This window comes from Streptomyces iakyrus, assembly GCF_000717055.1.
Lineage (GTDB): Bacteria > Actinomycetota > Actinomycetes > Streptomycetales > Streptomycetaceae > Streptomyces > Streptomyces iakyrus.
On record NZ_JNXI01000019.1, the window covers coordinates 163,838 to 182,764 of the forward strand.

Below are 18,927 nucleotides of genomic sequence, written 5' to 3' on the forward strand. Positions count from 1 at the left end.
ACGAGAACGTCGCCCGGCCGCAGAGAGCTCCTGTCCATACGCCAGGTTTCGCCACCCCAGCAAGCCGGCGACCTGCGCTTCCTTCTCCGCCACCCGGAACGCCACCCCTGCGCAAGCCCGCGTTTCGCCACCCAAATCGGGGCATCTTGATTCCGGGTCGCGCGGCCATGCTTGAGCTTTACCGCTGACGTGCGGTTACCTCATCCAGTGATGCCGTGCCGGACGGACCGAGTCGGCTCCAGTGTCTCCCCGCGTACGCAAAAGGCCTGACTTCGGGGTGCCTCCCAAAGTCAGGCCAGTGCGCGGGGCAGGGTGTGCCCGGCCGAATACTCAGCGGTCGGGCACACTCACCCTGACCAGCCGTCCGGCTCACCCTTCACGTCTCACAGGAAGTGCTCGACGCATCCCGCAATGGCAGTGACCGCTGTGAGGAAAAGGGCCGCCAACTGCACCCAGTCAGACCGCCGTTTCCCACGGCAGGCCCCTCGCCTCGTCGATCGCTCCATCCGTCCGGTCTCCCATCCCTCTGCCCTCCCAACCAAGTTGGGACCCGCCGCCTACCGGCGGGCGTTCAGATGAGGGACAGCACCCGGCTCAAGGCAACCTACCGGCGCGCCACGGCACCGCACGACCGAACGCCACTGTTCGCCAGGGCGCGCCAGTCATCACTCCGGACAGCGCCAGTGTTCGGTCAAAATTCGAAACACCCGTCCCCCTGGTAACCGCTTACGCATAGAGTGCCCCCCGGCACCGAGCTTTCTGAACGCGTTCAAAGGAGCGCGTGGGGCTCTACGGGGAGGGGTCCGGCCATGGGCAAGGGGGTCAAAGCCGCCGTCATAGGCGGGGTGTTCGCGGTGATGGTGGGCGGGGCCGGGTACGGCGCCTACAACCTCGTGAGCGCCCTCGACGGTGACGGGGGCGGCGCGGGCGGGGTGGCCTCGGAGAAGAAGTCGGGGCCGCCCGACCAGGACGAGGTCAAGGAGACCACGGCCAAGTTCTTCTCGGCCTGGGAGAAGGGCGCCGCCGCCACCGCGGCCTCGTACACGAACAACGACGGCGCCGCCGAGCAGCTGCTCACCGCCTTCGGCGACGACGCGCACATCACCGGCGTGAAGATCACGCCGGGCGCGGCCCGGGGCAACACCGTGCCGTACACGGTGAAGGCGAAGGTGACCTACGACGGGAAGTCGAAGCCGCTCGGCTACAAGAGCGAGCTGAAGGTCGTGCGCGGACTGACCACCGGGCGGGCGCTGGTCGACTGGCAGCCGTCCGTCGTGCACCCCGGGCTGAAGAAGGGGGACACCCTCGTCACCGAGCAGTCGGCCACGCCGCCCATCGAGGCCGTGGGCCGCGACGGCTCCGAGCTGACGAAGGAGAAGTACCCCTCCCTCGGACCGGTCCTGGACGCCCTGCGCGACAAGTACGGCGAGAAGGCGGGCGGCACCCCCGGCGTCGAGCTGGTCATCCGGCACGCCGGCGACGGTGCTCCCGACACGCCGCTGCTCACCCTCGCCAAGGGCAAGCCGGGCAAGCTCACCACCACGATCAGCCCGGGCGCGCAGGCGGCGGCCGAGAAGGCGGTCAAGCGGTTCGCCCAGTCGTCGGTGGTGGCCGTCAAGCCCAGCACCGGCGAGGTGCTGGCCGTGGCCAACCACCGCACGGACGGCTTCAACGCCGCCTTCCAGGGCGAGGCGGCACCCGGCTCCACCATGAAGATCATCACCGCCGCGATGCTCATCGACAACGGCGTGACCTCGATGAACGGCCCGGCGCCCTGCCCGGACACCGCCGTGTGGCAGAGCCAGACGTTCAAGAACCTGACCGGCATGAAGCCCGACGAGAGCGCGACGCTCTCCAACAGCTTCATGCGGTCCTGCAACACCGCCTTCATCAAGCTGATCGACGAGAAGCCGCTCACGGACGCCTCGCTGACCCAGGAGGCCGAGGAGCGCTTCGGGCTGGGGCAGGACAACTGGAAGACCGGCATCGCCTCCTTCGACGGCAGCGTCCCCGCCGTCGACGGGCCGGACCGGGCGGCGGGCGCCATCGGGCAGGGCCAGGTGCAGATGAGCCCGCTGAACATGGCCTCGGTCACCGCGACCGCCATCACCGGCGCCTTCCGCCAGCCCTACCTGGTCTCGCCGGAGCTGGACGGCCGGGAACTGGCCCGGGCCCAGGGCCTGCGGGCGAGCACCGCAGCCCAGCTCAAGCAGATGATGCGGCTCACGGCCACACAGGGCACCGCCGCGCAGGCCATGGCCGGTCTCGGCGGCGACATCGGCGCCAAGACCGGTTCCGCCGAGGTCGACGGCAACGCCAAGTCCAACAGCTGGTTCACCGGATTCCGGGGTGACGTCGCGGCGGCGGCCATGACGGAGGAGGGCGGCCACGGCGGCGACGCGGCCGGGCCGATTGTCGCAGCCGTGCTACGAACAGGTGGCTGATCTCACCTCCGCCGCACGGGACTCTAGGGTGGTGGCCGTCGTTGGGACATGGGACGGCTGAGGGCGACGGGGACCCTGGGGAATCTCGGAGGAACGGACAGCAGTGGGCAACAGAAGGCGCGTCGCCGAGCGACGGAAGACCGGACCCGCCGTGATCGGCGGGATGATCGCCGTGGTCGTCGTGGGCGCCGGGGCCGGTGCCTACGCGCTGTACGGCGGTGGCGCCGCCGCCGACGACGGGACGCGGGCGTCGGACCAGAAGCCCGAGGTGAAGACGGGCCCGCTGTCCCCGGCCGAAGTCACCACCGCCGCCCGCGCCTTCCTCACCGCCTGGCAGTCACAGAAGGTCGACCGGGCCGCCGCGGCCACCGACGACACCTCCGCGGCCCGGTCGTTGCTCACCGGCTACACCAAGGACGCCCGCATCAAGGACGTCACCCTCACCCCGGGCAGGCCCACCGGCGCCAAGGTGCCCTTCTCCGTCAAGGGCACGGTGTCCTACAAGGGCACCGACAAGCCGCTGGCGTACAAGAGCGCCCTGACCGTCGTGCGCCGCGCCGCCGACGGAAAGCCGCTGGTCGACTGGCACGCGGCGGTCGTCCACCCGGATCTGCGGGACGGCGACACCCTGGTCACCGGCGCGGCGGGCACGCCCCCGGTCAAGGCGCTCGACCGGGACGGCGGCGAACTGACCAAGCAGAAGTACGCCTCGATCGGCCCGATCCTGGACGGCCTGCGCGAGAAGTACGGCAAGGAGGCCGGCGGCAAGGCCGGCATCGAACTGCGGGTGGTGCGCGGGAAGGCCGCCGAGGCGAAGGACCTCTCCGACAAGACCCTGCTGGAGCTGAGCGAGGGCACGCCCGGCACGGTGAAGACCACGCTGGACCCGGCCCTCCAGAAGGCCGCCGAGCAGCAGGTCGCCAAGAAGGCCAAGTCGTCCGTGGTCCTGTTGCAGGCGTCGACCGGCGAGATCCTGGCCGCCGCCAACGCCTCCCCCGGTTTCAACACCGCCTTCCAGGGCTCCCTGGCCCCCGGCTCCACGATGAAGGTCATCACCTCCTCGCTGCTGATCGAGAAGGGCCTGGCCTCGGCGGACAAGAAGCACCCGTGCCCGAAGTACTTCACGTACGGGCACTGGAAGTTCCAGAACGACGACAAGTTCCAGATCAAGAACGGCACGTTCAAGGCGAGCTTCGCCCGCTCCTGCAACACGGCCTTCATCAGCCAGGCCCCCAAGCTGAAGGACGACGACCTGACCAAGGAGGCCCAGCAGGTCTACGGCCTGGGGCTGAACAACTGGGCCATCGGTGTGCCGTCCTTCGACGGCGCGGTGCCGGTGCAGTCGGCCGCCCAGATGGGTGCCTCGCTGATCGGGCAGGGCGGGGTCCGCATGAACCCGCTGAACATGGCGTCGGTGTCGGCGACGGTCAAGTCCGGCACCTTCCACCAGCCGTACCTGGTCTCCCCGGACGTGGACGGCCGCAAGCTGGCGAAGGCCGCGCGCACGATGCCGGCGAGCACCCTGTCCCAGCTGCGTGAGCTGATGGCGTACACCGCCGCGTACGGCACGGCCGCGGAGGCGATGTCCGGGGTCGGCGGCGACGTCGGGGCGAAGACCGGGTCCGCCGAGGTCGACGGGCAGAAGAAGCCGAACGGCTGGTTCACGGCCTACCGGGGCGACCTGGCCGCCGCGGGCGTGGTCCAGCAGGGCGGGCACGGCGGTTCGACGGCCGGTCCGATCGTGGCGGCCCTGCTGAAGGCGGGCGGCTGAACCCGCCGGGGAAGGCGGCTGAACCCGCCGGGGAACGAGGTCAGTGGGTCACGGGTTCCGCGGCGGCCATGTACGTCCGCCGCAGGAACCGCAGCAGCGCCTGCCGCTCGAACTGCACCACCGACACCCCTTGCGCGGAGTGGAACTCCACCACGACCTGCACCCGGCCGCACGGCCACACCCGCACCTCGCCGCTCCCGGCGGGGGCCCGCAGCCCTTCCTCCAGCAGCTCGCGGCTGAACACCCACTCGCGTCCCGCGGCGCCCGGCAGCGCCATGCGCACCTTCCGGGGGTCGTGGTCGGGGTCGTACCGCAGGGTGACCGGAACCGCCTCCAGCTCGTCGACGAGCGGCACGGCCGCGTCCGAGACGATGTGGGCTCGCGCGTACTGCTCGACTACGGACATCGGACAGCCCCTTCACCGTGCGCAATCCGAGTGGAAACCGTGCGTCCACTCCCTCTCCAATGTCGCATATTTTCCGGATTGCGCTTCCGGAGCCGGATATATCACGGGTGAGATAAAACGAGCGTCACGCTCTTGCAAATCGTTCGCATCAAGCCACATCATCGAACGGTGCATGTACCTGACGGATTCATCAACGCGCCCACCTCCGCCGCCACCGGCGTGATCGCCGCGGGCGCCATCGCCGTGAGCCTGCGCGGCGCACGCCGCGAACTCGACGAGCGCACGGCGCCGCTGGCCGGGCTCGTGGCAGCGTTCATCTTCGCCGTGCAGATGCTGAACTTCCCCGTGGCCGCGGGGACCAGCGGCCATCTCCTGGGCGGTGCGCTGGCGGCGATACTCGTCGGCCCCTACACCGGGGTGCTGTGCGTCTCCGTCGTCCTGCTGATGCAGGGCATCCTGTTCGCGGACGGCGGTCTGACCGCGCTGGGCGTGAACATCACCAACATGGCGATCGTCACGACGGTCGTGGCCTACGCCCTCTTCCGCGGCCTGGTGAAGGTGCTGCCCCGCACCCGCCGGTCGGTCACCGCGGCCGCCTTCGTCGCGGCCCTGGTCTCCGTCCCGGCCGCCGCGCTGGCCTTCACGCTGATGTACGCGATCGGCGGCACCACCGACGTCTCGATCGGCAAGGTCGCCACCGCCATGGTCGGCGTGCACGTCCTGATCGGCATCGGCGAGGCCGTGATCACCGCACTGACCGTCGGCGCGGTCATCGCCGTCCGCCCGGACCTGGTGTACGGGGCGCGCGGGCTGACGCAGAAGCTCAAGCTGCGGGTGAACGGCGAACTGGTCGACGCCCCCGACGCCGAGCCCGAGCCCGTGCCCGCCGCAGCGCGGACCTCGCACCGCAAGGTGTGGGCGGCCGGCCTGGTCGCCTCCCTCGTGCTGGCCGGGTTCGTCAGCTTCTACGCCTCGGCGAACCCCGACGGCCTGGAGAAGGTCGCCGCCGACCACGGCATCGACAAGAAGACCGAGGAGCACTCCACGGCCGACTCCCCGCTCGCCGACTACGGCGTCAAGGACGTCGACGACGCCCGTCTGTCCGGGGGGCTTGCGGGTGTCATCGGTGTGGGCGTCACGGTCGTCGCGGGCACCGGCGTGTTCTGGGCGGTGCGCCGCCGCAGGACGGACGACGCGTCCCCGTCGGAGACCACGAGCGCGACGAGCGTCTGACATGGGAGCCGGGCACGCGCACAAGCTGTACCGGCACGGGCACTCGCCCGTGCACGGCCTGCCGCCGCACACCAAGCTCGCCGCCGTGTTCGCCTTCGTGGTCGTCGTGGTGTCGACGCCGCGGGAGGCGATGTGGGCGTTCGGGCTGTACGCCGTGCTGCTCGGGGCCGCCGCGTGCGTCGCACGCGTGCCCGCCGGCTTCCTGCTCCGGCGGCTGCTGATCGAGGTGCCGTTCGTCGCGTTCGCGGTGCTCATGCCGTTCGTGGCGGAGGGCGAGCGGGTCGACGTCCTCGGCCTGTCCCTGAGCGTGAACGGCCTGTGGGGCGCCTGGAACGTGCTCGCCAAGGGCACGCTCGGCGTCGCGGCCTCGGTGCTGCTGGCCGCCACGACCGAGCTGCGCGAACTGCTGCTGGGCCTGCAGCGCCTCAAACTCCCGCCGTTGCTCGTGCAGATCGCGTCCTTCATGATCCGCTACGGCGACGTCATCACCGAGGAGATGCGCCGCATGCGGATCGCCCGGGAGTCCCGCGGCTTCGAGGCGAAGGGCGTCAGGCACTGGGGCGTGCTCGCCAAGTCGGCCGGCGCGCTCTTCATCCGCTCCTACGAACGCGGCGAGCGGGTGCACCTGGCCATGGTCAGCCGCGGCTACGCCGGCTCCATGCCCGTCATCGACGAGGTGACCGCGTCCCGGGCGCAGTGGTCGTACGCCCTCGCCCTCCCCTGCGCCGCGCTGCTCGTCTGTCTGCTGGGATGGACCCTGTGACTGCTTCCCTGGAGGTCTCCGGCCTCGCCTTCGCCTACCCCGACGGGCACCAGGCCCTCTTCGGCGTCGACTTCTCGGTCGCGCGCGGCGAGCGGGTCGCGCTGCTCGGGCCGAACGGCGCCGGCAAGACGACCCTCGTCCTGCACCTCAACGGCATCCTGACCGGCGGCGCCGGCACGGTGAGGGTCGCCGGGCTGCCCGTGGACAAGCGGAACATGGCCGAGGTCCGGCGCCGGGTCGGCATCGTCTTCCAGGACCCGGACGACCAGCTGTTCATGCCCACGGTCCGGGAGGACGTGGCGTTCGGGCCCGCTGCGGCCGGGCTGAAGGGGCCGGAGCTGGAGGAGCGTGTGCAGCGCGCGCTGGAGCGGGTCGGCATGGCGGAGTTCAAGGACCGGCCCCCGCACCACCTCTCCTTCGGCCAGCGCCGCCGGGTGGCCGTCGCGACCGTGCTGGCGATGGAGCCGGAGATCCTCGTCCTGGACGAGCCCTCCTCCAACCTCGACCCGGCCTCGCGCCGCGAACTGGCGGACATCCTGCGCTCCCTGGACGTGACCGTGCTGATGGTCACGCACGACCTGCCCTACGCCCTGGAGCTGTGCCCGCGCTCCCTGATCCTCAGCGACGGGGTGATCGCGGCCGACGGGCCGACCGGCGAGCTGCTCTCCGACGAGGAGCTGATGCGGGCCCACCGTCTGGAGCTGCCGTTCGGTTTCGATCCGCGTTCCGTCCCGGCGGCTCCGGCCCGTCCGTGACAATGGCCGCGTGACGAACGAGGAGAGCACCGGACCACCGCTGCTGGACGACCAGCTGTGCTTCGCGCTGTACGCCGCCCAGCGCGCGGTGACGGCGGCGTACCGCCCGCTCCTCGACGAGCTGGGCCTCACCTACCCCCAGTACCTGGTGCTGCTGGTCCTCTGGGAGCGCGGCGAGACGACGGTGAAGGAGCTGGCCGCGGCCCTGCGCCTCGACTACGGCACGGTCTCGCCGCTGCTGAAGCGGCTGGAGGCGGCCGGTCTGGTCCGGCGTGAGCGGTCGGCGCGGGACGAGCGGTCGGTGCTCGTGGCCGTGACGGGCCGCGGGGAGGAACTCCGGGAGCGGGCGGGGCGGGTGCCCGGCGCACTGGTCGCGGCGACGGGGCTCGACGGCACGGAGGCCGGGCGGTTGCGTGCAGAGCTGTGGCGGCTGGCCGAGCGGGCTGAGTCGGCGGCGGCCCGGGCCCGCTGAAGGTTACCCGCGGTTGCCACCCCCTGGGCATGACAAGGGAGTTACCGGCCAGTACCTTGTGCACGATGTGTTTGTGCGCACTTGGTTCCGGTGGAGGACAGCATGACGGACGGCCCCGCCGTCGACACCCGCCCGACGAAGATCATGTTCGTGGCGGAGGCCACTGCCCACGGTGGCCGCGAAGGCTATGTCACCAGCCAGGACGGACAGCTCGACCTCAAGGTCGCCATGCCCCCGCAGCTCGGCGGCGACGGTAACGGCACCAACCCGGAACAGCTCTTCGCGGCCGGCTACAGCTCCTGCTTCCACAACGCCCTCATCCTCGTCGGCAACCGCGAGGGCTACGACCTGACCGGCTCCACGGTCTCCGCGAAGGTCGGCATCGGCCCCAACCAGCAGCGCGGCTACGGCCTCGCGGTCGCCCTCAGCGTCTCCCTGCCGGTCGTCGACGCCGACCTTGCGACCAGGCTGGTGGACGCGGCCCACGAGGTCTGCCCGTACTCGAACGCGACCCGCGGGAACATCGACGTGACCATCCTGCTTGGCTAGAGGGGAACGGCCCGCAAGACGAGAGGTACCGACGTGGACGTGAACGGCACAGTCGCCGAGGGCTTCGAGCCGGTCAGGGAAGCGTTCGTACGGAACTTCGCGACGCTCGGGGACCGGGGCGCGGCGGTCGCCGTCTACCGGGACGGGCACAAGGTCGTCGATCTGTGGGGCGGCACCAAGGACGTCGACGGCACGGCTCCCTGGGAGCGCGGCACCGCCCAGGTCGTGCGCTCGGCGACGAAGGGGGTCGCCGCCGCCGTACTCCTGCTGCTGCACCAGCGCGGACAGCTGGACCTGGACGCTCCGGTGGGGCACTACTGGCCCGAGTTCAAGGCGCGGGGCAAGGAACGGGTGCTGGTCCGGCACGTGCTGAACCACCGGGCCGGGCTGCCGGTCCTGGACCGGCCGCTCACCCCGCAGGAGGCGCTCGACCCGCTGAAGGGCCCGGAGGCCGTCGCCGCGCAGGCCCCCGTCTGGGAGCCCGGCACCGACCACGGCTACCACGCCCTCACCTACGGCTGGCTGCTCGACGAACTCGTGCGGCGCGTCACCGGGCAGGGCGCCGGACAGTGGCTCGCCTCCCAGGTCACCGGCCCGCTGGGGCTGGACCTCTGGCTGGGCCTGCCGGAGTCGGAGGCCGGCCGGGCCGGGCGGGTGGGCCGCGTCGAGGGGGCCGAGCCCACCGGAGGTCTGCGGGCCCGCCCCAAGCGCTCGGTCACCGAGGCCTACGAGGACCCGGCCTCCCTCACCCGCCGGGCGTTCGCCGCGATCTCCCCGTTCCCGGACCAGAACGACCCCGCCTACCGCGCGGCGGCCCTCCCCGCGACGAACGCCGTGGCGACGGCGGACGGACTGGCCCGCTTCTACGCGACCCTGATCGGCGACACGGCCGGCGCCACGCGCCTGTTCACCCCGGAGACGGTGGACCTGGCCCGGACCGAGGAGTCGGCGGGCCCCGACCGGGTCCTGGTGGTCGGCACCCGCTTCGGCCTCGGCTACATGCTGCACGGCAGCGCGTCGCCGTTCCTCACGCCGGGCTCCTTCGGCCACCCAGGCCGCGGCGGCGCCCTCGGCTTCGCCGACCCGGAGACGGGGATCGCCTTCGGCTACGTCACCAACGGCTTCCGCAAGACGGTAACGGCGGACCCGCGGGCGCAGGGGCTGGTGCGGGCCGTGCGGCGCGCACTGAGCCTCTAGACATGGATGGGATGCGAGGTCCTGCCGGACGCCTGGTCAATCTCCTCGTGGGCTTTGGTCAGCAACTGCATGGCGAGTTCGTTGAGCGCCCTCGCGCCGGCGATCTCCTCCCCGACCCTCGGCTGATTGGCGTCGGTCCGGTGCCGGCTCGCGTGGCCGTGCGCCCGTACCTCGGTGCCGTCGGGCAGACGGACCATCGCGGCCGCCCGCGTGTGCTGGTCGTCCTCCGTGAACTCCATCTCGACGTGCCACCCCACAGTGGTGTGCATCATGACGATCACCTCCGGAACGCTTAGTTCCAGGGTGCTCCTCGCGCGAGCCGGACGCACCCGCCTGACGGGCCCCTATCCGGCGTGCAGCATCAGCCCTATGCCGACGACCAGCAGCCCGGCCGCCGCGATCCTCGGCGCGCCGAATCTCTCCTTGAAAAACACGGCCCCGATCGCCGCTCCGACGATGATCGACGACTCGCGCAGGGCCGCGATGGGCGCGAGCTCGGCCCTGGTCTGGGCCCACAGGACGAGGGCGTAGGCGGCGACGGACAGCGCGGCGCCGAGCAGCCCGACCGCGGCGAAGGGCCGGAGCAGGGCAACCGTGTCGCCGCGCCAGCGCCATGCCGCGTAGGCGGGGATGACAACTCCCTGCACCGCCATCAGCCAGGCGATGTAGCCGAGGGAGGACCCGGAGGCCCGTACGCCGAGACCGTCGAGGACGGTGTACACCGCTATGGTCAGCCCGGTCGCCAGGGCCGCTCCGATCGCCGCCCAGTCGGGCCGCCGCCCGCGCAGTCCCCACAGGGCGACGCCGGTCAGCCCCGCGCAGGACAGGGCGATCCCGGCGGCGGCCCACCCGTCGGGCACCTCGTGCGCGAACAGGGCGGCGAGCAGGGTCACCACCAGCGGAGCGGTACCCCGGGCGATGGGGTAGGCCTGCCCGAAGTCGCCCAGCCGGAAGGACTTCATCAGTAGGGCGTAGTAGACGATGTGGACGGCGGCGGAGGCGAGCAGGTACGGCCACGCCCCGGCCGCCGGGAACGCCACGAAGGGTGCCAGGGCCAGCCCGATGAGGACCCCGCCGCCCGAGATCAGCGTGAAGCCGGCCAGCTTGTCGGTGATCTTGTGGGCGATGGCGTTCCAGCTGGCGTGGGTGACGGCGGCGAGCAGGACGGCGGCCGTGACCAGAGGAGTCACGCGGTGCGCTCGCGCACGTCCACCAGGGTGCCGCCGGCGTGGGCCACGAGGTCCTCGGGGGCCATGGGGAACACGGCGTACGGCGTCCCGGCCGCGGCCCAGACGACGTCGTGCTCCAGCAGGGACCGGTCGGCGAGCACCCGGGTCCTGGTCCGGTGCCCGAAGGGCGGGACACCGCCGATGGCGTACCCGGTGGTCTCCCGTACGACGTCCACCTTGGCCCGCGTGACCTTGTCGGCGCCGAGTTCCTTGCGGACCAGTTCGAGGTCGACCAGGGAGGACCCGTCCATCAGCACCAGCACGGGAACGCCGTCCGCCGCGAAGATCAACGACTTGCAGATCTGGCTCAGCTCGCACCCGATCGCGGCGGCGGCCTCGGCGGCGGTACGGGTGGCGTCCGGGAACCGGCGGACCTGTCCCACGAGATCCCCGAGTCCGAGCTCCCGCAGGGCCTCGGCGAATCGGGGGTGGGCTCCGGAGCCCTCGGCGTCGGTGGCGGCTGTCGTCGTCATGCCCTGCACGCTAGCGGTACGTCTGAAGTGCTCTCCCTCGTCGAGGGAGATTCCTGCCTACCTTTTGCGGTGGCGGGCTTGACGCCACGGGGACGCCTGACGACTGCCCTCCCGGCAGCCGGGATGAGCGCGTGGCCCATCCGGTACAGGTGCAGGACGTTCCGGGCCGCGTTCCAGTCGGCGTTGCCGGACCATCCGCAGTCGGGGTTCTTGCACACGAACGTGGCCTGGTCCTCCCGGCTGCCCGGTGTGGTGAAACCACAGGCTGAGCAGCGCAGGGAGGTGCCGGGGGCGGGGACCTTGTGCAGGGTGCCGCCGTGACGGGCGGTCTTGTACGTCAGCATCGTCACGGTGCGGCCCCATGCCTCCTGGCTGATGGAGCGGTTCAGGCCGGACTTCTGCGCGACGTTCCTGCCGGGTTCCTCGATGGTGCCCCTGGCGGACTTGACCATGTTCTTGATGGTGAGCTGTTCGACCACGACGGTGCCGTACCGCTTGGCAATGCTGGTGGTGGTCTTGTGCTGCCAGTCAACGGCGCGGCGCGTGGCTGTTGCGCGGAGCTGCTTGATCTGGTCGTAGGTGTGCCGCAGTCGGCGGGAGGTCTTCTCCCCGCGCCGGCGGTGCTGCTTGCGCCGGGCGGCGCGTTGTTCCAGGCCAAGCAGTTTGGCCTTCTCCCGCGGGTTCAGCCACTTGTCCCGGTCGGCCCTCCCGTCGGGGAGGCGGGGCGGGCGTTGAAGTTCGGCGCGTCGGCGCGGCCGTCCCAGCAGTTCTTCCATGCCTGGAAGTACGTCTTCAGTACCGCTTGCGCGGCCTGGGCTGGCGGGACGGCGAGCCAGTCGATCTCGCCTCGGGCCCGGCGGATCGCCGTGTCCGCTGCGGCCAGGGAACGCTTGTCCTTGGGCAGCATCGTCCACCAGTCGTGCAGCAGGTTCCACAGGGTGCGGGCCGCGTGCGCCTGCTCGTCCATGAGCCGGATCTGCGCAGGGGTCAGCGCGAGTCGGGCACGATGCCGAACTGCCGCTTCTCCCATGCACGCTCCGTGGTCACTCGATCACGATACCATTTGGCTCATGTCACCACGGTGGAATCCAAATCCCGATGTACGCCCGGGCCGCCACGTTGTCTACAACCTGCACGTCCACTTGGTGTTTGTCACCAAGTACCGGCGCAAGGCCATGACGGACGCCATGCTGACCAGGTGCGAGGAGATCATGCGGGAGGTCTGCCAGGACTTCGAGGCCGAGCTGAAACAGTTCAACGGCGAAGAGGACCACGTGCACCTCCTGGTGCACTATCCCCCGAAGGTCCAGCTCTCCAGACTGGTCAACTCCCTCAAGGGCGTCTCCTCCCGCTACCTGCGCAAGGAGTACGACGCGCATGTCCGCCGGTACCTGTGGGGCGGACATTTCTGGTCCGGCTCGTACTTCGCCGGAAGCTGCGGCGGGGCACCACTGACCGTCGTACGCCAGTACATCGAGAACCAGCAGCGCCCCGTGTGACCTGGCTGCATCCAACAGCGCAGATCCGTGCCCAAAGCCGAGGCCAGAGCAGTATTGAGATGCGCTTCACCTCCCCGTGAACGGGGGAGCACTGCGCAAGATCAAAGGTAGAGGACAAGCGAGACCGTTTCAGCCGGCGGCGTCCTCCGGCCGGACGTCTGCGAACTCCCACCAGGCGAGCGGCAGCCAGTCGCCGTCGACGAAACCGTCGACGGATCCGCCGGTGCCCTGGATGGCCACGCGGGTCCCGACCGGGTAGGTGGTGCCGGACAGTCCGGAGACTGCCACGAGAAGTGTGCCGATACGACGAGACAAAGCCCTACTTCCTTTCTTCTCTGCGTGCAAATCGTCTCATCATGCACCAGCCTGGTATATGAGCCACGGCACAGACGGAGGTGCTTGACGATGAGGGCTGTCGTATACAAGGGGCCCTTCGAGGTAGCGATAGAGCAAGTGGAGGATCCACGGATTCAGCACCCGAACGATGTGCTCGTCCGGGTCACATCAACGGCCATCTGCGGCTCCGACCTGCACATGTACGAGGGCCGCACGGCCGCGGAGCCGGGCATCGTGTTCGGCCACGAGAACCTCGGCGTCGTCGAGGAGACAGGAGAGGGGGTCACCACCCTCAGCAAGGGCGACCGGGTGGTCATGCCGTTCAATGTGGCCTGCGGGTTCTGCAAGAACTGTTCGGCGGGCTTCACGGGCTTCTGCCTGACGGTGAACCCGGGCTTCGCGGGAGGCGCCTACGGCTATGTGGCGATGGGGCCCTATACCGGAGGCCAGGCGGAGTACGTCCGGGTCCCGTATGCCGACTTCAACTGCCTGAAGCTCCCGGAGGGCACCGAGAAGGAGACCGACTTCGTGCTGCTCGCGGACATCTTCCCGACGGGCTACCACGGCAACGAACTGGCCGACGTGCGCCCCGGTGACTCGGTCGCCGTGTACGGCGCCGGTCCGGTCGGGCTGATGGCCGCCTACTCGGCGATGCTGCGCGGTGCGAGCAAGGTGTTCGTGGTCGACCGGGTGGCGGAACGTCTCCAGAAGGCCGAGGAGATCGGCGCGGTCCCGATCGACTTCAGCCAGGGCAACCCGGCGGAGCAGATCAAGGAGCAGACCGGCGGCGAGGGGACCGACAAGGGCATCGACGCGGTGGGCTACCAGGCCCAGGCACAGGGCGAGGACCGCGAGGAACCGGCGATCGTTCTGAACTCCCTGGTCGAAACGGTCCGCCCGACGGGTGCGCTCGGCATCCCCGGCCTGTACGTCCCGAGCGATCCGGGCGGCCCGGACGAGCAGTCCAAGAAGGGCATGCTCATGGTCTCCGTCGGACGCCTCTTCGAGAAGGGGCTCCGCCTGGGCACCGGGCAGTGCAACGTCAAGCGGTACAACCGCCACCTGCGGGACATGATCATCGAGGACCGCGCGAAGCCCAGCTTCGTCGTCTCGCACGAACTGCCGCTCGACGAGGCATCGTCGGCGTACGAGAAGTTCGACAAGCGCGTCGAGGGCTACACGAAGGTGGTCCTCCACCCGCAGGCAGCGTAGGAGGACCGGCCGGGCCGGCTGTCACTCGGTGACGTACGCGAGGAACGACTCCCACGTGGCGGAGGCGACCGTCACGTGGGGGGTCCCCGGGGTCTTGGAGTCCCGGACGTGGATCGTGGCGGGGGTGTGGGCGACCTCTACGCAGTCGCCGGGGTCTGGTCCGCTGCTGTAGCTGCTCTTGACCCAGTGGAGTTCCGTGGCGCTCATAGTCTCCCCAGCGCTTGCTCAATGAAGGCCAGCGACTCTCTCGGAGAGAGAGCCTGCGCCCGGATCATCCCATAGCGCAGTTCAAGGACCCTGAGCTCCCGGGGGCTTGAGACGGGGCGGCCGTTGAACGCACCGTCGGAACGCCCGACCCCTGTGCCGTCCGAGAACCTCAGCACTTCGATCAGCCCATGCATACCGGCATGCTCCTCACGATCAGTTGGCATCACTTGGAGCGAGACGGTCCGCAACTCACCCACCTCCAGCAGGTGTTCGAGTTGTCGACGCAACACCATTTTGCCCCCGAGAGGGCGTTCGAGCGTCACCTGTTCTTGGACGAAACTCAAAGCGGGAACAGGGTCTCGATCGAAGACGGACTTCCGAGCGACCCGTGCTGCGATGGCGCGTTCCACCACGTCTGGCGAGAGCGCCGGCAGTCGGTTCTCGAACATCGCCCCCGCGTACTGGGGCGTCTGCAACAGGCCGTGGATGTGATGCGTGCTGTAGAGCGACATCTCCACCGCCCTCTCCTCCAACTGGGCCAGTTCGCGAGCTCGCTTGGGATACCGAGCCCTCTCCATCTCCTTCGTGAACGCCCTCAGATGCCCCTGGGCGTTCAGCACTTGGTCCGCCCTGTCCAGGTACTCCGGCCGGGGAATCCGCGCTCCCCGCTCCATCTTGCGGATCATGTCCTCGCCGTAGCCGAGCACCTCGCCCAGCTCGGCGACCCGCATCCCCGCCGCCTCCCGGCACACCTTCAGCAGCTTGCCCACCGCCTGGACCAGCGGCTCGATCTCGTCGCCCGGCTCGACATCCCAGCCGGCCTCGTCGACAGCCTCGTTCATGCCCCACCTCCATCGCGCAGCCGTACCCGTACAACGACCGGGACAGCCGAGACAGCACGAGACAGGTCCCGGACAGTAGCGGTACGCACACGCGCTGCCGCTGATCACCGGGCGCGGACTCCGCCACGCTGAGTCACATGAACCAGGAGACCGCCATCCGCAACCTCAGCCTTCTGCTCTCCCCCACTCCCAGAGGAGCCCGGCTCGCCCGGCTCCTCGCCACGGAGCAACTCCGCGCGTGGGGACTGCCGTCGGACCCTGCCGGGCAGATCGTGGCCGAGCTCGCGACCAATGCCGCCACCCACGGGCGCGTCCCCGGCCGGGACTTCCGGCTGACGCTCTACGTCGTCGGCGGCACCCTGCGTATCGAGGTCACGGACACGCGCGGTGACCGGCTTCCGCACCCCGCCCGGCCGGCCCCGGACGCCACCACCGGCCGGGGCCTCCTCGTCGTGGCCGCCCTCGCCGGCCGCTGGGGCGTGACCCCGGGCCCGCACCCGCGCAAGACGGTGTGGGCCGAGGTCGACGTGCCCAGGTGAAGGGCCGGTGAGGGCGCACCGTCCCCACAGTGCCCTCACCGGCCGGTCCTCGTACGTGCCCGTCAGACGCGGACCAGTTCCCTGTCGTCGTCGCCGGAGGCGGTGCGCAGGCCGTCGCCCTCCACGTCCACGTTGGGCAGCGCGCGGTCGAGCCAGTTCGGCAGCCACCAGGCCTTGCGGCCGAGGAGGGCCAGGACGGCCGGGACGATGGCCATGCGGACGACGAACGCGTCGAAGAACACCGCGATCGCGAGGCCGAAGCCGATCATCTTGACCATGGACTCGGACGAGCCGATGAAGCCGGCGAAGACGGCCATCATGATGACCGCGGCGGCGGTGACGACCCGCGCGCCGTGCCGGAACCCGGTGACCACGGCCTGCGCGGGCTTCTCGCCGTGAACGTAGGCCTCCCGCATCCGGGTCACGAGGAACACCTCGTAGTCCATCGCCAGGCCGAAGACCACTCCGACCATGAAGATCGGCATCATCGACATGACCGGCCCGGTCTGCTCCACGCCCATCAGGCCGGACAGCCAGCCCCACTGGAAGACCGCGACGACCGCGCCGAGGGCCGCCATCACCGACAGCAGGAAGCCGAGGGCCGCCTTCAGCGGGACCAGGATCGAGCGGAACACCACGATCAGCAGGAGGAAGGCCAGGCCGACGACGAGCACGAGATACGGCACCAGCGCGTCGTTGAGCTTCTCGCTGACGTCGATGTTCATCGCCGTGCTGCCGGTGACCAGGACGTTCGCGTCGGTGTCGGCCTTGATGCCCGCGCCCGCGTCCCGGATGCCGTGCACCAGGTTCTCCGTGGTGACGGAGGACGGCTTGGAGCCGGGGATGACGGTGATGGTGGCGGTGTCACCGGCCTTGTTGGGCTGCGCGGGCGTGACCGTGACGACGTCCTTCAGGCCCTTGATCTCGTCGCCGGTCTCGGCGAAGACCGCCTTGGGGTCGTCGCTGTCCTTCGCGTCGACGACGACCATCAGGGGGCCGTTGAAGCCCGGCCCGAAGCCCTCGGACAGCAGGTCGTAGGCGCGGCGCTGGGTGGTGGAGGTGGGCTGGGAGCCGTCGTCGGGCAGGCCCAGTTCGAGGGAGGTCGCCGGGACGGCGGCCGCGCCGAGACCGATGACGCCGAGCAGCAGGACGGCGACCGGGCGGCGGACGACGAAGCTCGCCCAACGCGCGCCCAGGTTCGGCTTGGCCGGCTGGTCCTTCTTCTTCGCACGGCCGAGGAGCTTGCCCTTCTCCCCCATCGGCTTCACCTTGCGGCCCGCGTGTCCGAGCAGGGCCGGGACCATCGTCAGGGCGATCAGCACCGCGATGGCCACCGTGCCCGCCGCCGCGATGCCCATCTTCGTCAGCATCGGGATGTTGACGACGGACAGGCCCACCAGCGCGATGACCACGGTCAGGCCCGCGAAGACCACCGCGGAGCCCGCCGTGCCGACGGCCCGGCCCGCCGCCTCCTCGCGCTCGCGGCCCTCGGCCAGTTCGGCGCGGTAGCGGGAGACGATGAACAGGGCGTAGTCGATGCCGACGGCCAGGCCGATCATCATCGCGAGGGTCGAGGTGGTCGAGCCGAGGTCCAGCACACTGGCCAGACCCGTGATCGCGGAGACGCCGATGCCCACGCCGATCAGCGCCGTCAGCAGCGGCAACCCGGCCGCGACCAGCGAGCCGAAGGTGATGACCAGGACGACCGCGGCGACCGCGATGCCGATGATCTCGCTGGAGCCGGTGTGCGGGACGGCCTGGAGCGCGTCACCGCCGATCTCGACGGTCAGCCCGGCCTCACGCGCGTCCTGCGCGCTGTCCTTGAGGGCGTCCTTCGCCGCGTCGTCCAGCTCCATGCCGGAGACCTTGTACGAGACCTGCGCGTAGGCGATCGTGCCGTCCTTGCTGACGGCCTTCGCCTGGTACGGGTCGGTGACGCGGACGACCTCGGAGCCGTCGGACAGCTCCTTCACGGTCTCCTTCACCGTCGCCTTGTTGCCCGGGTCGGTCATCTTCTCGCCGCTCGGCGCCTTGAAGACGACGCGTGCGGTGGCTCCGTCGGCACTGGTGCCGGGGAAGCGCTGCTCCAGCAGGTCGAAGGCCTTCTGGGCCTCGGTGCCGGGGATGGAGAACGAGCTGTTGCCCGCGGCGGGGGCGCCGGCCGCGCCGACACCGGCGAGGGTCAGCAGGGCCACCCAGATCAGGGCGACGAAGTGCCGCCGCCGGAACGAGAGCCGGCCGAGTTTGTAGAGGAAAGTGGCCACGAGGGCGTACTCCCGGTCAGTCGTGGGGTGTTGAGGGCAGGGGTGATCGGCCCGACGACGTGAGCGGATACGTCAGGTAGGGGCTTGGCTGAGGGGGACTACTCGGAGGGCACGCCGAGGGCGGGGAGGACCACGGCGTCGATGTACGAGATGAGGAACTGTTGTGTCGGCGGCTGGTCGTCGATCAGCGTGCGCGTCGCGAACGCGCCGATGAGTATGTGGACGACGTAGTCCAGCGCCGGGCAGTCGGCGCGGACCTCGCCTCTGTCGACGGCCCGTTGCACCACCCGGCGGAACTCCGCCATCTCCGGCTCCACGAGGAGTTCCTTGAACGCCTGGAGGAGGTCGGGGTTGGCGTGCACCGCCATGAACAGGCCCCGCATCAGCGCGGCGTTCTGCTGCATGGTGCAGTCGTCCTCACGGGAGGTGAGGGCGTGCAGGTCGCCCCGCAGGGAGCCGGTGTCGATGTCGGCGATGCTGCCCGGCTTGTTGTGCCGGATCGCCTTCGCCACCAGCTCGGGCTTGCCGCCCCACTGGCGGTAGAGGGTGGCCTTGCTGGACCGGGTGCGCGCGGCGACGGCGTCCATGGTGAGGGCGTCGTAGCCGACTTCGCGGAGCAGGTCGAGCACGGCCGCGTAGAGCTCGGCCTCACGCTCGGGGGTGATCCGACTGCGACGCGCGGCGGCGACCTCAGTCATCTCGCTCACCTTCCTGACTCCGAACGACACGGTTTCGT

The 18,927-nt window shown here is 70.2% G+C and carries 22 protein-coding genes; 11 read left to right on the top strand and 11 right to left on the bottom strand.

From position 1 onward, the window contains the following. The first annotated feature begins 809 nt into the window (after positions 1 to 809). Positions 810 to 2,444, top strand: a complete 1,635-nt coding sequence (locus OO68_RS28830) for a penicillin-binding transpeptidase domain-containing protein (protein WP_033312099.1) — start codon at positions 810 to 812, stop codon at positions 2,442 to 2,444. A 103-nt stretch (positions 2,445 to 2,547) separates the two neighbouring features. Beyond that, positions 2,548 to 4,215 carry a penicillin-binding transpeptidase domain-containing protein gene (locus tag OO68_RS28835; protein ID WP_033312100.1) on the top strand — a complete coding sequence of 556 codons (1,668 nt, stop codon included), beginning with the start codon at positions 2,548 to 2,550 and terminating at the stop codon, positions 4,213 to 4,215. Positions 4,216 to 4,255: 40 nt separating this feature from the next. Here the strand turns inward: OO68_RS28835 and OO68_RS28840 are convergent, their stop codons facing one another. Next, the gene (locus tag OO68_RS28840; RefSeq protein WP_033312101.1) at positions 4,256 to 4,621 is read right to left on the bottom strand and encodes an SsgA family sporulation/cell division regulator; all 366 of its coding nucleotides are present in this window, start codon (positions 4,619 to 4,621) and stop codon (positions 4,256 to 4,258) included. A 168-nt stretch (positions 4,622 to 4,789) separates the two neighbouring features. On the opposite strand from OO68_RS28840, the gene OO68_RS28845 reads away from it, so the two are divergent. The 6 genes from OO68_RS28845 to OO68_RS28870 all read left to right on the top strand — a co-directional run bounded on the left by OO68_RS28845 (position 4,790) and on the right by OO68_RS28870 (position 9,590). Further along, positions 4,790 to 5,854: an energy-coupling factor ABC transporter permease gene (locus OO68_RS28845; RefSeq protein ID WP_033312102.1), complete on the top strand. Its 1,065-nt coding sequence runs from the start codon at positions 4,790 to 4,792 to the stop codon at positions 5,852 to 5,854. A 1-nt stretch (position 5,855) separates the two neighbouring features. Next, entirely contained in the window at positions 5,856 to 6,617 is a 762-nt protein-coding gene (cbiQ, locus tag OO68_RS28850; RefSeq protein ID WP_033312103.1) for a cobalt ECF transporter T component CbiQ, read from the top strand. Then, positions 6,605 to 7,372, top strand: a complete 768-nt coding sequence (locus tag OO68_RS28855; protein WP_033312104.1) for an energy-coupling factor ABC transporter ATP-binding protein — start codon at positions 6,605 to 6,607, stop codon at positions 7,370 to 7,372. The genes cbiQ and OO68_RS28855 overlap by 13 nt, the downstream gene beginning before the upstream one ends. Before the next feature lie 10 nt (positions 7,373 to 7,382). Further along, positions 7,383 to 7,844: a MarR family winged helix-turn-helix transcriptional regulator gene (locus OO68_RS28860; protein WP_033312105.1), complete on the top strand. Its 462-nt coding sequence runs from the start codon at positions 7,383 to 7,385 to the stop codon at positions 7,842 to 7,844. A gap of 102 nt (positions 7,845 to 7,946) precedes the next feature. Next, positions 7,947 to 8,393, top strand: coding sequence for an organic hydroperoxide resistance protein (locus OO68_RS28865; protein WP_033312106.1), 447 nt, complete (start codon positions 7,947 to 7,949; stop codon positions 8,391 to 8,393). 33 nt (positions 8,394 to 8,426) lie between these two features. Continuing rightward, the gene (locus tag OO68_RS28870; protein ID WP_033312107.1) at positions 8,427 to 9,590 is read left to right on the top strand and encodes a serine hydrolase domain-containing protein; all 1,164 of its coding nucleotides are present in this window, start codon (positions 8,427 to 8,429) and stop codon (positions 9,588 to 9,590) included. Here the strand turns inward: OO68_RS28870 and OO68_RS28875 are convergent. The 5 genes from OO68_RS28875 to OO68_RS48815 all read right to left on the bottom strand — a co-directional run bounded on the left by OO68_RS28875 (position 9,587) and on the right by OO68_RS48815 (position 12,322). Further along, positions 9,587 to 9,862: a DUF1876 domain-containing protein gene (locus tag OO68_RS28875; protein ID WP_033312149.1), complete on the bottom strand. Its 276-nt coding sequence runs from the start codon at positions 9,860 to 9,862 to the stop codon at positions 9,587 to 9,589. The genes OO68_RS28870 and OO68_RS28875 overlap by 4 nt on opposite strands. Before the next feature lie 72 nt (positions 9,863 to 9,934). Then, entirely contained in the window at positions 9,935 to 10,780 is an 846-nt protein-coding gene (locus tag OO68_RS28880; RefSeq protein WP_033312108.1) for an EamA family transporter, read from the bottom strand. After that, on the bottom strand, positions 10,777 to 11,292 hold the full coding sequence (locus tag OO68_RS28885; RefSeq protein ID WP_033312150.1) for a YbaK/EbsC family protein: 516 nt from the start codon (positions 11,290 to 11,292) through the stop codon (positions 10,777 to 10,779). The genes OO68_RS28880 and OO68_RS28885 overlap by 4 nt, the downstream gene beginning before the upstream one ends. Beyond that, positions 11,289 to 12,068 (bottom strand): RNA-guided endonuclease InsQ/TnpB family protein, encoded by a 780-nt coding sequence (locus tag OO68_RS42490; protein WP_063739344.1) that lies wholly within the window; start codon positions 12,066 to 12,068, stop codon positions 11,289 to 11,291. The genes OO68_RS28885 and OO68_RS42490 overlap by 4 nt, the downstream gene beginning before the upstream one ends. Continuing rightward, positions 11,975 to 12,322: a hypothetical protein gene (locus OO68_RS48815; RefSeq protein WP_063739345.1), complete on the bottom strand. Its 348-nt coding sequence runs from the start codon at positions 12,320 to 12,322 to the stop codon at positions 11,975 to 11,977. The genes OO68_RS42490 and OO68_RS48815 overlap by 94 nt, the downstream gene beginning before the upstream one ends. A 40-nt stretch (positions 12,323 to 12,362) precedes the next feature. Between OO68_RS48815 and tnpA the strand changes: the two genes are divergently transcribed. Next, entirely contained in the window at positions 12,363 to 12,791 is a 429-nt protein-coding gene (tnpA, locus tag OO68_RS28895; protein WP_078625504.1) for an IS200/IS605 family transposase, read from the top strand. 129 nt (positions 12,792 to 12,920) lie between these two features. Here tnpA and OO68_RS28900 read toward each other — a convergent pair whose 3' ends face one another. Continuing rightward, positions 12,921 to 13,106 (bottom strand): hypothetical protein, encoded by a 186-nt coding sequence (locus OO68_RS28900; protein ID WP_033312110.1) that lies wholly within the window; start codon positions 13,104 to 13,106, stop codon positions 12,921 to 12,923. A gap of 90 nt (positions 13,107 to 13,196) precedes the next feature. Here OO68_RS28900 and OO68_RS28905 point away from each other — a divergent pair, with 90 nt between their 5' ends. After that, positions 13,197 to 14,339 carry a glutathione-independent formaldehyde dehydrogenase gene (locus OO68_RS28905; protein WP_033312111.1) on the top strand — a complete coding sequence of 381 codons (1,143 nt, stop codon included), beginning with the start codon at positions 13,197 to 13,199 and terminating at the stop codon, positions 14,337 to 14,339. 21 nt (positions 14,340 to 14,360) lie between these two features. On the opposite strand, the gene OO68_RS28910 is transcribed toward OO68_RS28905, so the two are convergent. Continuing rightward, positions 14,361 to 14,546, bottom strand: a complete 186-nt coding sequence (locus OO68_RS28910) for a DUF397 domain-containing protein (protein WP_033312112.1) — start codon at positions 14,544 to 14,546, stop codon at positions 14,361 to 14,363. Next, entirely contained in the window at positions 14,543 to 15,388 is an 846-nt protein-coding gene (locus tag OO68_RS28915) for a helix-turn-helix domain-containing protein (protein ID WP_033312113.1), read from the bottom strand. Before OO68_RS28915 ends, OO68_RS28910 begins: the two co-directional genes overlap by 4 nt. A 137-nt stretch (positions 15,389 to 15,525) precedes the next feature. On the opposite strand from OO68_RS28915, the gene OO68_RS28920 reads away from it, so the two are divergent. Beyond that, a complete protein-coding gene (locus tag OO68_RS28920) occupies positions 15,526 to 15,927 on the top strand; it encodes an ATP-binding protein (protein WP_033312114.1) in 402 nt (133 codons plus the stop codon). A gap of 62 nt (positions 15,928 to 15,989) precedes the next feature. Here the strand turns inward: OO68_RS28920 and OO68_RS28925 are convergent, their stop codons facing one another. Further along, the gene (locus OO68_RS28925; RefSeq protein WP_033312115.1) at positions 15,990 to 18,191 is read right to left on the bottom strand and encodes an MMPL family transporter; all 2,202 of its coding nucleotides are present in this window, start codon (positions 18,189 to 18,191) and stop codon (positions 15,990 to 15,992) included. A 98-nt stretch (positions 18,192 to 18,289) separates the two neighbouring features. Then, positions 18,290 to 18,889, bottom strand: a complete 600-nt coding sequence (locus tag OO68_RS28930) for a TetR/AcrR family transcriptional regulator (protein WP_033312116.1) — start codon at positions 18,887 to 18,889, stop codon at positions 18,290 to 18,292. Positions 18,890 to 18,927 lie beyond the last annotated feature (38 nt).

What these genes read in the sequence shown, in the direction of transcription:
- OO68_RS28830 (WP_033312099.1), top strand. Translation starts at nt 810, where the DNA reads ATGGGCAAGGGGGTCAAAGCCGCCGTCATAGGCGGGGTGTTCGCGGTG.
- OO68_RS28840 (WP_033312101.1), bottom strand. Translation starts at nt 4,621, where the DNA reads ATGTCCGTAGTCGAGCAGTACGCGCGAGCCCACATCGTCTCGGACGCG.
- cbiQ (WP_033312103.1), top strand. Translation starts at nt 5,856, where the DNA reads ATGGGAGCCGGGCACGCGCACAAGCTGTACCGGCACGGGCACTCGCCC.
- OO68_RS28855 (WP_033312104.1), top strand. Translation starts at nt 6,605, where the DNA reads ATGGACCCTGTGACTGCTTCCCTGGAGGTCTCCGGCCTCGCCTTCGCC.
- OO68_RS28865 (WP_033312106.1), top strand. Translation starts at nt 7,947, where the DNA reads ATGACGGACGGCCCCGCCGTCGACACCCGCCCGACGAAGATCATGTTC.
- OO68_RS28875 (WP_033312149.1), bottom strand. Translation starts at nt 9,862, where the DNA reads ATGATGCACACCACTGTGGGGTGGCACGTCGAGATGGAGTTCACGGAG.
- OO68_RS28885 (WP_033312150.1), bottom strand. Translation starts at nt 11,292, where the DNA reads ATGACGACGACAGCCGCCACCGACGCCGAGGGCTCCGGAGCCCACCCC.
- OO68_RS42490 (WP_063739344.1), bottom strand. Translation starts at nt 12,068, where the DNA reads ATGGAAGAACTGCTGGGACGGCCGCGCCGACGCGCCGAACTTCAACGC.
- OO68_RS48815 (WP_063739345.1), bottom strand. Translation starts at nt 12,322, where the DNA reads ATGGGAGAAGCGGCAGTTCGGCATCGTGCCCGACTCGCGCTGACCCCT.
- tnpA (WP_078625504.1), top strand. Translation starts at nt 12,363, where the DNA reads ATGTCACCACGGTGGAATCCAAATCCCGATGTACGCCCGGGCCGCCAC.
- OO68_RS28905 (WP_033312111.1), top strand. Translation starts at nt 13,197, where the DNA reads ATGAGGGCTGTCGTATACAAGGGGCCCTTCGAGGTAGCGATAGAGCAA.
- OO68_RS28910 (WP_033312112.1), bottom strand. Translation starts at nt 14,546, where the DNA reads ATGAGCGCCACGGAACTCCACTGGGTCAAGAGCAGCTACAGCAGCGGA.
- OO68_RS28915 (WP_033312113.1), bottom strand. Translation starts at nt 15,388, where the DNA reads ATGAACGAGGCTGTCGACGAGGCCGGCTGGGATGTCGAGCCGGGCGAC.
- OO68_RS28920 (WP_033312114.1), top strand. Translation starts at nt 15,526, where the DNA reads ATGAACCAGGAGACCGCCATCCGCAACCTCAGCCTTCTGCTCTCCCCC.
- OO68_RS28930 (WP_033312116.1), bottom strand. Translation starts at nt 18,889, where the DNA reads ATGACTGAGGTCGCCGCCGCGCGTCGCAGTCGGATCACCCCCGAGCGT.